Origin of the sequence: Bacillus cereus group sp. N24, assembly GCF_016483345.1 — a bacterium.
GTDB lineage: Bacteria > Bacillota > Bacilli > Bacillales > Bacillaceae_G > Bacillus_A > Bacillus_A toyonensis.
Genome location: NZ_JAEHCA010000009.1, coordinates 177,843 through 191,868 on the forward strand (window position 1 = coordinate 177,843; position 14,026 = coordinate 191,868).

Here is a 14,026-nt window from a genome sequence, read left to right on the forward strand (position 1 = left end):
CTATTAGCGGAATCTAACTAAAAACTTGTTGAAAAGGAAGTTAGGTGGGGGAATTGTTAGAGTTAGAAGGTAACTTGTTTGAAGTTATGGAGGAAATTAGAGATGAGTTAGGTTCACCTAATGATTTAACAATTAGAGAAGTTGCTCTTGCTGGTAGTTTAACGCGCTGCGCTGTTATTTTTTTATGTGGGTTAACAGATAAGGATAATGTTTATAAATATGTAGTTCGTACGCTTCAATATGAAGAAATAAAAAAAGAAGCATCTATTGTTCAAACGTTATTGGATCGCTTTATTTCTATCGCAGAAGTCGGTATGAAAACAACATTTCCGGATATTATAAATGCGATTTTAGCGGGAGATACAGTTATATTAATTGATAATATTCAAATGGCTATTGTTGTTAACAGTAGAGCTTGGGAGAAAAGAAGTCTAGAGCCTCCAGTGACAGAAGATTTAATACGTGGACCAAGAGTTGGGTTAAATGAAGATATTAATGTAAATAAAATGTTAATTCGCCGTGGTTTACGTGATCCGAAGTTACGGTTTCAATCTTATATTATGGGGAAACGATCGCAGAAAGAAGTAACCTTAGTATATATAGAAGATATTATTAATCCGTATATTGTAAAAGAACTAGATCGGCGTCTTCAATCCATAGTGACAGATGTCATTTTTGAGACGGGAACGATTGAGCAATTAATTCAAGATAATAATTTGTCACCCTTTCCGCAGTTTTTAAATACGGAAAGACCTGATAATATTGTGGCTTCATTAGCGAAAGGAAAGGCGGCTATTTTGGTGGACGGATCACCGTTTGCTCTTATAGCTCCACTTGTATTTGTTGATATTTTTCAATCTGTCGAAGATCATTATGAGCGCTGGGTGATTGGAACGTTATTGAGAGTTTTGCGGATGGTTTCTGGTATAATGGCAGTTTTGCTACCAGCTATGTATGTAGCACTTGTATCATATCATCAAGGGCTTATCCCATCTAAACTAGCTTATTCTATTGCGGGAGCCAGAGAAGGGGTACCATTTCCGGCATATATTGAAACATTAATGATGGCATTAACGATGGAGTTAATACGAGAAGCAGGAATTAGATTGCCAAAACCGATGGGACAAACAATTGGGATTGTAGGCGGGCTTGTAATTGGGGAAGCGGCGGTGAATGCAGGGATTGTAAATCCGTTCTTAGTTATTATTATTGCAGTTACTGCAATTGCTACATTTTCACTGCCTGTATATAGCATTACAATTACGTTTCGAATTTTACTTTTTGTTTTTGTATTAGCAGCAACTGCTTTTGGATTGTACGGAATCATTTTAGCTCTTATTTCACTTGCGATTCATATTACGAATTTAAAGAGTGTTGGTATTCCTTATACAACGCCTATTGCTCCTGCATTTTATAAAGATTGGAAAGAAGAACTTATTCGTATGCCAAAATCAATGTTGAAAGAGAGACCGGAATATTTACAAACAAAAGATTCTACAATACGTCCAAAGGAGCGAAAATAATTGAAACCATTTGAGTATGGCGATGAAGAGATTGGATCTCGGGAAATTGGGTTTGCGGTATCGTCAACCATTATTGGTATAGGGGCATTGTCTATGCCGAGAGATATTGCTGATCAAACTTTATTTTCGGACGGTTGGATTATTTTACTTTTGGGTGGATTGATATGTGCGGTTTTAGGTTGGTTTGTAACGAGGGTAGCTATTTTATTCCCAAAACAAAACTTTGTTCAATATACGAGTGCGCATTTGACGAAACCTGTTGCATACACAATTAGTAGCATCTTAGTATTAACATTTGCAGCTTTGACAGCATATGAATCGCGAATGATTGCGGTTATTTCACAAACGTATTTATTTAGTGATACACCAATACAGCTATTGTCTTTCTTCTTCTTATTAGTTGTTATTTATGGAGTAGCTGGATCGAGAGCGGCTTTATTAAGGTTAAATGTTCTATTCTTGCCAATTGTTTTAATTGCGATAGTGCTTCTTTCTTTATTGAATGTGAACTTAATGGAAATAGATAATTTACTACCGGCTTTTCAAACGAATGTCAGTCAATATGCTGTAGGAGTTAAAAATTCTATTTTTACATTCATCGGATTTGAGGTAGCTCTGTTTTATGCTGTGTTGTTGAACGATAAGGCAGCGAAAAAAGCGCCAATGGCAGTTGCAAAAGCGGTGATGGTGAACGTATTGTCATACATTTTAATTTATGTAACTTGTATTAGTGTTTTTACATATATGACAACACGTGGATTGACATATCCAACAATTGAGCTAGGAAAAGAAATTGAAATTGGTGGAGGGTTTTTAGAAAGATTTGATGCAATTTTTTTTACTACTTGGATTATTACTATTTATAACACGACAGCAATGTATTATGACGTCGCATCTTTATTATTTTGTGCTATGTTTCCGAAAGTGAAGAAACATATTTTCATTTTTGTAAGTGCCCCGATTATTTTTATGGTGAATATGATACCTAGTAATTTGAAGGAATTGTCAAGTTATGGGACTTATTTAGCTTGGATAGATATGGGGTTTGTCGTGTTAGCGCCTTTGTTAGTTTTTATTGTATATAAAATAAAAAGAAGGAATGGTAAAAATGACACACCTTCTTAAAATAATAATGGTTATGGTTTTAGCTGGATCTATAAGTGGGTGCTCTGAGTTAGAAGAAATAGAAGAAAGAGGATTTGTAGTAGGTGCAGCTTACGATATTGTAAAGGCAAAGAAAGCAAATCCAATTATGAAAGGGACGTATCAGATGGTACTGCCCAGTAAATTGTCGCAACAAGGTGGACAAGGTGATGGAGATGGAGAAAATTATATTAATGTTAGTGCGAAAGCAGATAGTGTCTTTGAGCAAATCCGAATTATCGCCAAAAAAATTAGTCGTTCATTATTCTTTCCGCATATACAAGTGATTATTTTTTCTAAAGATTTACTAGCGAATCCATATGTTTTGCAAAATACGTTAGATGTATATATTCGCGATCATGAAATGAGAAGGAATATTCGTTTGTTCGTTTCTAAGAAAAATGCAGAAGCTATTTTAAAGCAGAGTGCCAAGCCTGAAAATTTGCCAGCGCAGTATATCGATATGTTAGCTGAACACCCTCCGAAAAATGCCCAAATGATTGAGGCTGCAAGAATTGGTGAAGTACAGGAAAAGATGATTTCCAATCGGAGTTTTGTATTACCTATTCTCGAACTAACAAAACAAGGGGTACAAATGAACGGGGCAGCGTTGTTTCGCGGGAAGGATAATAAGTGTGTAGGTATTTTGGGTGGGGAAGAAACATTAGGAATGAATTATATAATAGGTAAAAAAATTGGAGGTTTTTTTACCATTCGTAAAAAGGACCAACTTATTACATATGAAATTCATAAGCTGCGTCGGAAAATTAAAGTATCCACAATGAATGCTACAAAACCAAAGTTTGATATTCACATATCGCTGGAAGGCACATTGGCGGAGTTGCACTTTAGTGATCATAAAAAGGTTTTGAATGAAAAGCGTTTAGAGAAGGATATTTCGGAGGAAATGGAGAAACGCATCCAAAAATCGATTAAGCTTGTTCAAAAAAAATATAAGGTAGATGTATTAGAATTAGGAGAAGTGTATAAGAGACATAATTATAAAGAGTGGAAAAAAATAAGTAAGAATTGGGATCAAGGTCAGAATTATTTTAGTGATGCTGAAATTACTGTTCATGTTCATCCGATAATTGAACATTCAGGTTCAGCTTTACCGAAGAGAGTGAAATAAGGTGATGAAAGTTGTTTACTGGATTAGGGATTAGTTGCACGATATTAATGGCGGTTCTTCCGGGAACCATATACTTCATCCATAAAAAACTCACAACGTATGGAGCGCAACCGTGGAAAGAAAAAAAGAAACCTGAATGATTTTCAGGTTTCTTTGCGCAAAGCATATGTGAAGGGGGATACCTTCTATGTATGCTTTGTTTTTCTCCCGCGTTAATGGGCAGTAAGACTCTTACCTAAAAAAATCGGTGGAAGCAAGGTATTAGATAGGAAGTCAACTGCCCGTACACGCCCGATTAGTGAGGGCTAATACAAGCCCCTACTGAGTAAAGTTTCACTTTATACTAGCCCTAACCAATGTACGAATTGTGTAGAGAGGAATGTAACAACAATGGCGATAACGGTAGGGATTGCAAATGATAAGAATGTCCATTTTGCACTTTTTGTTTCTTTATATATGTTAACTAGTGTCGTTCCGCACGGGAAATGAAGAAGGGAGAACAACATTGTGTTTAACGCTGTTAACCAAGTCCAACCGTTTTCTAAGAATAGATTTTTAATCTGATTAAAATCATCTATTTCAGTTAAAGATCCAGTTGATAAGTAAGACATTAATAAAATCGGAATAACAATTTCGTTAGCTGGTAGTCCAAGAATGAATGCAGCTAGAATAAAGCCGTCAAGTCCTAACATTTTAGCGAATGGATCTAGGAAGTTTACAAAATACATAAGCAGGCTTGTGTCACCGATGAAAATATTAGCGAGTAACCAAGTTAATGCAGCGGCAGGAGCAGCTACAACTATAGCTCGTTTTAAAACATAGATGGATTTATCGAGTGTTGCACGTACAATTGTATTCCAAATTTTTGGCTTACGGTACGGTGGTAACTCAAGTGTGTAGTGAGTTGGAACACCTTTTAAAGCTGTTTTCGATAGTACCCAAGAAACGGTTAACGTCATAATAACACCAATTACAACCATTCCAACTACAACGCCAGCGGTAACAAATGTTTGCATACTACCTGTATAACCAGCAGCCATAAATAGTGAAGCCATTAAAATTAACGTAGGCCAGCGACCGTTACATGGAACGAAGTTGTTTGTTAAGATAGCAAGCATACGTTCACGTGGCGATTCGATAATACGCGTTGACATAATAGCAGCTGCATTACAACCGAATCCCATTGCCATTGTTAAAGATTGTTTACCATGAGCACCAGATCGCTTAAATAAACGATCCATATTAAACGCAACACGTGGTAAGTATCCGTAGTTTTCTAATAGTGCGAACATAGGGAAAAAGATTGCCATAGGTGGTAACATAACGCTAATAACAGCACCGATACCACGGAATAAACCAAGTATTAAAATACCATGTAACCATTCAGGTGAATGCATTGCTTGGAACCAAGATGTTAAATATCCTTCTACCCATCCAAAGAACTCAGCAATCATATCAGATGGTACGTTAGCGCCTGCAATTGTAAGATAAAAGATAATAGATAAAATACCTAGCATAATTGGAAATCCCCAAATTGGAGATGTGAAAATTTTATCTAGTTTTTCAGAACGATACAATTTATCAGTATTTGTATATTGAACAGATTCTTTACATATGCTTGCAGATGTTCGGTAAATATCTCCGACAATATCATCTCGTATATCTTCTTTTGATAGTGTTTGTGCATGTTGAATAATATAGTCCAATGGAAGAGCTTTACTGGCTGAGTGAGATTCCATTTATTACGACCTCCCTTACAAGTGGTTCATTATGGTGTTTTTGAAGTGTAGTTAAGAAATTTTTATCCCCATCTAATATACGTAACGCAATCCAGCGTGCTGGATACGCATCACCGAACACTTTATAAATTTGTGGTTCTAATTCCTGAATCATATTTTCGATTTTTTCGCTGTAAGTAATTTTAATTGGTGTTGGAATTAGTTTTTTATTTGCTACTTTAGCGATGACATTTAGTAAATGCCCGATACCAATTCGGTTTCGAGCTGAAATCTTCACTACCGGTACACCGAGTGATGTTGCTAATTTCTTTTCATCAATAACGATGCCTTTTTTCTCAGCTTCATCAATTAAGTTAATACAAATAACTACGCTGCTCGTCATTTCCATCACTTGGAGTGCTAAATTTAAATTTCTCTCCATAGCAGTTGCGTCTATAACAACTACAGTTACTTCTGGCTTTTCAAAGATAATATAGTCTCTCGCCACTTCTTCATCCGCAGAATTTGAATATAGTGAGTAAGTTCCAGGTAAATCTATTAATGTATATTTATTTCCGTTATGTTCATATTCCCCTTCGGCCTTTAAAACGGTTTTTCCCGTCCAGTTTCCAGTATGTTGTTTTAAGCCTGTTAAAGTATTAAATAATGTACTTTTCCCGGTATTCGGGTTGCCAGCTAAAGCAATACGGTGGTTGCTCATCTGAAATCATCTCCTATTAATACCCCGAAAATAAGGGAGCTTTCTTCTTTACGCAGTGCAATAGTTGTATTGCTTACTTGATAAGCGACCGGATCTCCAAGTGGACTGCGCTGTAATACTTTAATCGTTGCCCCAGGGATAAACCCTAGATCTAATAAACGTCGTTTCATAGTTCCTTCTAATTGTATCTTCTCAATTTGTACAAACTCTCCTGTTTTAAATGCAGAAAGTGGTCTTGTATTAGCCGATACCATAAAAGTTACCTCATCTCTATATTGTTAGTTTGAGTTTAAAAAGTTTCCTTAGGTAAACTTTTTGCTACTAATATAGTAGACTACATTGAATGATGCTGTCAATTAGTACTTTAAAAATATTCAATTATTTTTAGAATTGTTCCAATTTATTTAGTTGTATTAAAAAAAATACTGAAATTCTGTTTAATGTAAATAAAATGAGAGTGTAAAAGTTAAAAAATATAGTGGATTTGTAAATGTATTTTTAACTAAAAGGTGAAAAGGAAGAAAAACATTTACATTGAGTTTACATTGTTAAGAATAAATTTACATTACAGCTCGTTTAGTGTGGATTTTGTTGGGTTCTTTAACTATAAATGTTGGGATTCCTAGCTTTTTAGGATTATTATCGCCATTTACTTAAAATTAAAAATTGCTTAACACTCACATAATATTGTTGTCCTACAATGAATTTGTGTTCGAAAAAAGTAGACGAATGTGAAAAGTGATAATCCAAATGGGGGTACAAGACATGGTTATGAAAAAGGGTATTAAATTTTCTTTAGCAGCTTTAGTGGTAGCAGGAGCATTAGTTGGATGTGGGAAAGCAGAAGATACAGCTAGTAAAGATAATGCTAAAGGAAGCGATAATGCAAAACAAGAATTGTCAGGTACGATTGCAGCTGCAGGTTCTACAGCGCTTCAACCTCTTGCAGAGGAAGCTGGAAAGAAATTCATGGAGAAAAATTCAAAAGTTTCTATTCAAGTTCAAGGTGGCGGTAGTGGAACAGGGATTAACCAAGTAGCATCTGGTGCAGTACAAATTGGTAATTCGGATGTTCCATCTGGAGATAAAATAAAAGATGCTGATAAGGCAAAAGAATTAGTAGATAACAAAGTTGCGGGTATTGCATTCGCGCTTGTCGTAAATAAAGATGTAAAAGTTGATAACTTAACAGTACAACAAGTACAAGATATCTTCACTGGAAAAGTAACGAATTGGAAAGAGGTTGGCGGGAAAGACGAAAAAATCAACGTAATTAACCGTCCAGCTTCATCTGGTACACGTGCTACTTTTGAAAAGACAGTGATGAAAGACGCGAAAATTAATGATGGAACTGGTACAACACAAGATTCTAATGGTGCTGTAGAGCAAGCGATTAACTCTACTCCAGGTTCAGTGAGTTACTTAGCAATGTCTTACATGGTTGGTGAGAAAAAAGGTGCGCTACAAACGGTTAAAATTGATGGATCTGAACCAAAAATTGAGAACATCGCTGCTGGTAAATATCCATTCTGGTCTTACGAGTACATGGTAACAAAAGGTGAGGCAAAAGAAGCAACAAAAGCTTACATTGACTATGTAAAAGGTAAAGATTTCGAAAAGCAAGTAGAAGATATGGGTTACATTCCGATGTCTAAATTAAATAAGTAATAAAATTTATGGGGCTGGCTGCAAGGTCAGTCCTGTTCATTTCAATTTATGAAGTGGGGTCTGTCCTGTGATGAAGGGGAAAAAACAAATAAATTACGTAAAGAGTGAATATATAGGAAGATCACTCGTTACGTTTTGTGGTATTTTTATTGTTTTAGTTACATTAGCTATTATTGCGTTTATTTGTGGTAAAGGAATTCAATCTTTTACGCAAAGTGGTATCTCATTTACTGAGGTATTAACATCGACAAAATGGAATCCGAATGCTGACGAAGGAACCTTCGGAGCTGTAATTTTTATTATAGGTTCAACATTGGTTTCGATAGGTGCAGTTATTATTAGTGCGCCAATTGCTATAGCTCTTGCTATATTTATGAATTTAATTTCGCCGAAGTTCGGAAATAAAGTATTGAAGCCTGTTTTAGAACTATTAGTTGGTATTCCTTCAGTTGTATACGGATTATTAGGGGTTACGATTTTAGTGCCACTATTACGTGATTCGTTTGGAGGAGTGGGCTTTAGTTTAATTGCGGGTATTATTGTCCTAAGTATTATGATATTACCTACTATTGCTAGTATCGCTTCTGATGCAATACGCTCTGTTCCATTTGATTATTTAGAAGCTTCTTATGGTCTAGGATCAACGAAATGGCAAGCGATTAGTCGAGTGATTGTTCCTGCTGCAAAACAGGGGATTTTAACAGGTATAGTTTTAGGATTAGCGCGTGCTTTTGGTGAAGCGTTAGCGGTTCAAATGGTAATCGGGAACACGATTAAATTACCAGAAGGAATATATAGTCCAACAGCAACGTTAACGGGTATTCTGACAATGGATATGACGAATACATTGAACGGAACAGCTTGGAACAATGCGCTATGGACATTAGCGATGATTTTGCTTGTTATTTCATTCCTGTTTATTTTAGTAATTCGAGCGATTGGTCAAAGAGGTGAGCGATAATAATGAATGCAAGAACGGTAAATAAAGTTTGGACAGGTATCTTTTATGCGGTTGCGGCTTTAGTTGTAGCTTTGCTAGTGTTCTTAGTGTTTGAAATTTTACAAAAAGGATGGGGATTTTGGGATCCTAATTTCTTGTTTGGAGAACCAAGCAATACAAGAGCTGGTGGTGGGATTGGTCCGCAGTTATTCAATTCCTTCTATATGCTTGTTATAACGCTTATTATATCTATTCCTCTTGGATTAGGTGCTGGAATATATTTAGCGGAGTATGCAAAACAAGGTCGATTTTTAAGTTTTGTTCGTTTATGTATTGAAACAATGGCGTCTTTACCTTCTATTGTTGTTGGTTTATTCGGTTTGTTAGTGTTCGTTACAATGACAGGCTGGGGATACACGGTAATGGGTGGTGCTTTAGCTTTAACTATTTTAAACTTACCAGGTTTAACGCGTGTTTGTGAAAATGCGATTTCAGAAGTTCCTCATAATGTAAAAGAGGCGAGTCTTGGATTAGGTGCGACAAAGTGGCAAACGATCGCGCGTATTATTATCCCGTCGTCATTACCGCAAATTATTACAGGTGTTATTTTAGCGGCTGGCCGTATATTTGGTGAAGCAGCGGCATTAATTTACACAGCGGGTTTAACATCTCCAATTTTAAATTCAGCAGCGGACTTCTCAAGTCCTGCGCATCCTTTAAATCCATTTAGACCAGCTGAAACGTTAGCGGTTCATATTTGGAAGTTGAATTCTGAAGGGATTATCCCGGATGCGAAGTTGATTGCGACAAAATCTGCAGCTGTATTAATTATTATGGTATTACTATTCAATGTCATTTCACGCTTGATAGCATCTGTATTGCATAAGCGTTTTACAGGAACGAAAAGAAAAAGTAAAACGACGAAGAAGGTAAAAGCGGCATAAGTTATAAAGAAGAACTCTCTATTTATAAGTAGGGGGTTCTTTTTGTATTTTAATATAGAAGAAATGGATATAAAGGAGGGGAGTAAAAGACCTTCAAATAACGAATATCTTATTGTAGACTTTGGTCAACCTATAGAGCGATATGCGCAAAAGAAGGATGGATTATATGGGTAGGTAAAGAAAAGGCGTTATCTTCATTCGTGAAGATAACGCCTTTTTACTTTAAATATCAGGTGTTTCTGTAGAAGTACTGATTTTTCTGCGTGAACGTCTTTTTCTACCGATTTTATCCAGTAATTCGTACATAACAGGAACGACTACTAATGTAAGAACAGTTGAGACTGCCAAACCACCGATTACAACAACTGCCAAACTTTTTGATACCATACTCCCTGCTTGAGATTGACCGAATAGGAGAGGGAGCATAGCAACGATTGTTGTTACAGCTGTCATAATAATTGGACGAAGTCTTGTGGATCCAGCTTCTAGTAAGGCGTCTCTTGTTTCCATGCCATTTTCTCGATTTTGTTGCACTCTTTCTATTAATACAATTGCATTTGTGACGACGATCCCAATTAACATTAATGCGCCAATTAAAGAATTTATATCGACAGGTGTTCTTGAAATGATTAATCCTAAAATACCACCGACAGCAGCTAATGGTAAGGAGAATAAAATTGCAAAAGGAGCACGCGCTTGCCCAAAGGTGATAACCATAATTAAATATACAATCCCAATTGCAATCCCCATGATTTTGAATAAATCTGTGAAGTTCTCTTGCATAGATTCAGTGGCGCCGGCGATATTTACTTTTGCTCCACTAGGTAAATCTAAGTTGGTTATCGCATTGTTTACTTCTGCGCTTACTTTACTTAAATCTTCACTTGAGGCTTCAGCAGTAATTTGAATTGTTTCTTTTCCATCTTTATGGAAAATTTCTGTTTGAAGTTGTTTTTCTGAAATAGTTGCAATGTCCTTTAAAGGAATTGGTCCGTTAATAGGTGACAGTATGTTTGCGTTTAAAATATCTGTTTGTTTATTAATATTTTCTTTTTTGTGCTCTATCATAATAGTAGTCTTTTCATTGTTAATTGAAATTTCACCAATAGGCGATTTCTTCATAAGGAATGCTACTTGTTGTGCTGCTAATTCTGGGGTTAAACCTAATTGTTCGGCTTTTGTTTGATCAATATGAATTTGCCATTCTTTCTTAGAGTCTTCTAAATTCGTTTTTATTTTAGAGAGAGCATCCATACTCTTTAGTTTTGTTTCGACGATGTTAGCGGCTTTTTTTAGATTCGTTTGGTTAGTAGCAGTTACGTTAAATTGTAAATTGTTACCCCCACCAGAGCTTGAATAACTCGTTTTTATATAATCAAGTTCGGCAGGTTCAAAAGATTTATGATCTTTCTTTAAGTCTTTAATATATTGGTCGATATTAGACCCCTTTTTGAAGACTACAAATATACTGGCAAGATTATTTTTAGTCGTTTGCCCCCATTGTGCATCTTCTGCGCTAGATCCCATTCGTAAAATAACATCTGTTACATCAGGATTAGAGAGTAGTTTCTTTTCGAAGTCAAAGGCTTTTTGTTTTTGAGATTCAGAATTATAATCAGCTGGAAACGTCATATTAACGGATAACATTGTATCGTCTTCGGACTTTATGTTCGATTTTGGTAGTAATATATATGCAGCGATTGATCCCGCAAATAATAAAAATGAAGTTAGTAGAATAATAAATTTATGAGAAAGAGCCCACTTTAATGTAGCTACATATCGTGGTGAAGAGCTCGGCTTGCGATGCTTTGTTTTTTTGAGTAGTAAAAAAGCCATAAGTGGAACAACTGTTAATGCGACGATCAAAGAAGAAAGGATAGAATATACAACTGCTAATACCATAGGTAACATTAATTTTCCGATTACTCCTGATACGAGGCCGATAGGTAAAAAAACAGCGACCGTTGTTAAAGTAGAAGAAGTGATTGCGACGGCAACCTCTTTCGTTGCATCGATAATAATATCTTTAGAGAAAGGTTCCTTTTGTAAACGGCGAAAAATATTTTCAATGACAACGATACTATCATCGACGAGACGTCCAACTGCAACTGCTAAGCCACCGAGAGTTAAAATGTTAAGTGTGATGTTAGATTGGTGTAGTAAAAAGAGTGTTAATAAAATAGATAATGGAATACTGACAACAGCGATGAGTGTCGTTCGGAAGTTACGCAAAAAGATTAAGATAATTAGAGTAGCGGCGATTGCGCCAAGGATTACTTCTTTTCCCATACTAGTAACAGCATTTTCAACTTGTTCATGAGTTGAGGCTAAAAGTTTAATAGAAAACTGATCTTTATATTGCTTACTTATGTCTTTAATTTTTTTATCAATTTCTTTTCCAATTGCAACCGCGTTTTTACTCGGCTCTTTCATGATGATTAATCCTGTTCCTTCTTCTCCGTTTATGTGTGATATTGTATCGTAGTTTTGTTTCAGTTCAATTTGAGCAATATCTTGCAATTTCACTTGAGGTGCTACGGTGATGTTTTTAATCTCATTTATATTTTTTACTTCCCCGATGACACGAAGATTGTATTCTTCTTTATTAACAGTAATTGTTCCAGTGGGAGTGGAAGTTTCTTTTCCCTGTATAACTTTTAATACTTGCTCTGATGTTACGTTTTTATCTTTTAGTTTGTTAGGGTCAAGAACGATGGATAATTCGGAAGTTGATTTTCCGAAAAACATGACATTGGCAACACCATCAATGCTTTCGAGTTGTGGTACGATTTCTTTCTCGATTTGTTTTTCGTCAGCTTTTGAAAATCCATTTTGCTTCTGGATGGTAATTTGAGCGAGTGGAATCATAGAAGTATTTAATTGGCTAACTACAGGTTTAGTTACATCTTTAGGTAATTTAATCGTATTAATTGCTTTTTCGACTTCGCGTGCTGCATCTTTCATATTTGCCTTGGATGTATATGCAATGTCGATGCGTGATAATCCCTCGTGTGTGGAGGAAATGATGCCATCAGTATGTTCTAAATTACGAAACTGTTTTTCAAGGGGATCAGTTACATCTTTAGTCATCGTTTCAGCATCGAGCCCTTGAGATAATGTTGTGACAGTTATTGCAGGGTTATCGATGCTTGGTAAAAATTCCATAGGTAATTTAGAGCCGGAATAAACACCGAGTATGGAAGTGAGAAAAACCATGATAATAATAGCAGCTCGGTTTTTTAATGAAAATTTTGTTAACCTATCCATAAGATAATTCCTCCATTAGTATTTATAGTTTTGTGGGCACTTTCTTACTATATAACAAAAAATGGATATTTTTCATTAATTAAATGTAAAAAAATTCTAACAACAATCTTAAGATAATGTTTTTGGTGAGATTGTATTATTTGTATAAAGTGCAATTTTTAATGGGGGAGGAAATTGTTCGTTCGAATTGCTTTTTAATGTGGATTGATTCGTTTCTTACGGCTAATTTATGTCGTTATTCTATAGGGAGTAAATGATTATGAACTTTAATATAGAAGAGAATGAAAATCTGAGAAGTTATTGTGACCCACAGTTTGGTTGCTCGGAGTGTATTGGTATACAATCAAAATACCTGTTTTCAGTAGAGAGGATAAGGAGTCCTTACATAGAAGAAAGTAGGATAGGTGATTTTTTTGTTTTTTTTATAAAAAGTACTTGTTATTTCGAAATCACGATGGTATATTAATAAACGTCGCTGATGCGGAAACGCAGAAAACGACAAAAAGAAATTAAGAAACATTGTTGACATCGAAAAATGAAGATGTTAATATGATGAAGTCGCTTATGAAGCGGCGGACAAGTTCTTTGAAAACTGAACGAAACAAACAACGTGAAACGTCAATTTTTATTTTTAGATGCTAGACAAACTAACTTTATTGGAGAGTTTGATCCTGGCTCAGGATGAACGCTGGCGGCGTGCCTAATACATGCAAGTCGAGCGAATGGATTGAGAGCTTGCTCTCAAGAAGTTAGCGGCGGACGGGTGAGTAACACGTGGGTAACCTGCCCATAAGACTGGGATAACTCCGGGAAACCGGGGCTAATACCGGATAATATTTTGAACTGCATGGTTCGAAATTGAAAGGCGGCTTCGGCTGTCACTTATGGATGGACCCGCGTCGCATTAGCTAGTTGGTGAGGTAACGGCTCACCAAGGCAACGATGCGTAGCCGACCTGAGAGGGTGATCG

11 protein-coding genes and 1 rRNA gene are annotated in these 14,026 nt (G+C 36.0%); 8 read left to right on the top strand and 4 right to left on the bottom strand.

Annotated elements, in window-relative coordinates:
- Positions 1–44 precede the first annotated feature (44 nt).
- Genes gerLA through JDS95_RS15725 form a run of 3 tightly spaced genes read left to right on the top strand, consistent with a single transcriptional unit; the run spans position 45 to position 3,798 of the window.
- Positions 45–1,523: a spore germination protein GerLA gene (gene gerLA / locus JDS95_RS15715; RefSeq protein ID WP_199690649.1), complete on the top strand. Its 1,479-nt coding sequence runs from the start codon at positions 45–47 to the stop codon at positions 1,521–1,523.
- The gene (gene gerLB / locus JDS95_RS15720; RefSeq protein ID WP_199690651.1) at positions 1,524–2,648 is read left to right on the top strand and encodes a spore germination protein GerLB; all 1,125 of its coding nucleotides are present in this window, start codon (positions 1,524–1,526) and stop codon (positions 2,646–2,648) included.
- A complete protein-coding gene (locus JDS95_RS15725) occupies positions 2,632–3,798 on the top strand; it encodes a Ger(x)C family spore germination protein (protein ID WP_199690653.1) in 1,167 nt (388 codons plus the stop codon). The genes gerLB and JDS95_RS15725 overlap by 17 nt, the downstream gene beginning before the upstream one ends.
- Before the next feature lie 338 nt (positions 3,799–4,136).
- On the opposite strand, the gene JDS95_RS15730 is transcribed toward JDS95_RS15725, so the two are convergent.
- The 3 genes from JDS95_RS15730 to JDS95_RS15740 are packed head-to-tail and all read right to left on the bottom strand — an operon-like array spanning position 4,137 to position 6,491.
- On the bottom strand, positions 4,137–5,537 hold the full coding sequence (locus JDS95_RS15730; RefSeq protein WP_000443613.1) for a nucleoside recognition domain-containing protein: 1,401 nt from the start codon (positions 5,535–5,537) through the stop codon (positions 4,137–4,139).
- Complete coding sequence (locus JDS95_RS15735) at positions 5,515–6,237, bottom strand: FeoB small GTPase domain-containing protein (RefSeq protein ID WP_000064957.1); 723 nt, start codon at positions 6,235–6,237, stop codon at positions 5,515–5,517. The genes JDS95_RS15730 and JDS95_RS15735 overlap by 23 nt, the downstream gene beginning before the upstream one ends.
- Positions 6,234–6,491: a FeoA family protein gene (locus tag JDS95_RS15740; RefSeq protein WP_000252995.1), complete on the bottom strand. Its 258-nt coding sequence runs from the start codon at positions 6,489–6,491 to the stop codon at positions 6,234–6,236. The genes JDS95_RS15735 and JDS95_RS15740 overlap by 4 nt, the downstream gene beginning before the upstream one ends.
- A 511-nt stretch (positions 6,492–7,002) precedes the next feature.
- Between JDS95_RS15740 and JDS95_RS15745 the strand changes: the two genes are divergently transcribed.
- The 4 genes from JDS95_RS15745 to JDS95_RS15760 all read left to right on the top strand — a co-directional run bounded on the left by JDS95_RS15745 (position 7,003) and on the right by JDS95_RS15760 (position 9,963).
- Positions 7,003–7,905, top strand: a complete 903-nt coding sequence (locus JDS95_RS15745; protein WP_000245099.1) for a phosphate ABC transporter substrate-binding protein PstS family protein — start codon at positions 7,003–7,005, stop codon at positions 7,903–7,905.
- Between the two features lie 70 nt (positions 7,906–7,975).
- On the top strand, positions 7,976–8,866 hold the full coding sequence (gene pstC / locus JDS95_RS15750) for a phosphate ABC transporter permease subunit PstC (RefSeq protein WP_000676684.1): 891 nt from the start codon (positions 7,976–7,978) through the stop codon (positions 8,864–8,866).
- A gap of 2 nt (positions 8,867–8,868) precedes the next feature.
- Complete coding sequence (gene pstA / locus JDS95_RS15755) at positions 8,869–9,789, top strand: phosphate ABC transporter permease PstA (protein WP_000994143.1); 921 nt, start codon at positions 8,869–8,871, stop codon at positions 9,787–9,789.
- 42 nt (positions 9,790–9,831) lie between these two features.
- Positions 9,832–9,963, top strand: coding sequence for a hypothetical protein (locus tag JDS95_RS15760; RefSeq protein WP_002042679.1), 132 nt, complete (start codon positions 9,832–9,834; stop codon positions 9,961–9,963).
- Between the two features lie 48 nt (positions 9,964–10,011).
- On the opposite strand, the gene JDS95_RS15765 is transcribed toward JDS95_RS15760, so the two are convergent.
- Positions 10,012–13,056, bottom strand: coding sequence for an efflux RND transporter permease subunit (locus JDS95_RS15765; protein ID WP_199690655.1), 3,045 nt, complete (start codon positions 13,054–13,056; stop codon positions 10,012–10,014).
- Positions 13,057–13,709: 653 nt separating this feature from the next.
- Between JDS95_RS15765 and JDS95_RS15770 the strand changes: the two genes are divergently transcribed.
- A 16S ribosomal RNA gene (locus JDS95_RS15770) occupies positions 13,710–14,026 on the top strand; the annotation flags it as partial.

What these genes read in the sequence shown, in the direction of transcription:
- JDS95_RS15725 (WP_199690653.1), top strand. Translation starts at nt 2,632, where the DNA reads ATGACACACCTTCTTAAAATAATAATGGTTATGGTTTTAGCTGGATCT.
- JDS95_RS15730 (WP_000443613.1), bottom strand. Translation starts at nt 5,537, where the DNA reads ATGGAATCTCACTCAGCCAGTAAAGCTCTTCCATTGGACTATATTATT.
- JDS95_RS15735 (WP_000064957.1), bottom strand. Translation starts at nt 6,237, where the DNA reads ATGAGCAACCACCGTATTGCTTTAGCTGGCAACCCGAATACCGGGAAA.
- JDS95_RS15740 (WP_000252995.1), bottom strand. Translation starts at nt 6,491, where the DNA reads ATGGTATCGGCTAATACAAGACCACTTTCTGCATTTAAAACAGGAGAG.
- JDS95_RS15745 (WP_000245099.1), top strand. Translation starts at nt 7,003, where the DNA reads ATGGTTATGAAAAAGGGTATTAAATTTTCTTTAGCAGCTTTAGTGGTA.
- pstC (WP_000676684.1), top strand. Translation starts at nt 7,976, where the DNA reads ATGAAGGGGAAAAAACAAATAAATTACGTAAAGAGTGAATATATAGGA.
- pstA (WP_000994143.1), top strand. Translation starts at nt 8,869, where the DNA reads ATGAATGCAAGAACGGTAAATAAAGTTTGGACAGGTATCTTTTATGCG.
- JDS95_RS15765 (WP_199690655.1), bottom strand. Translation starts at nt 13,056, where the DNA reads ATGGATAGGTTAACAAAATTTTCATTAAAAAACCGAGCTGCTATTATT.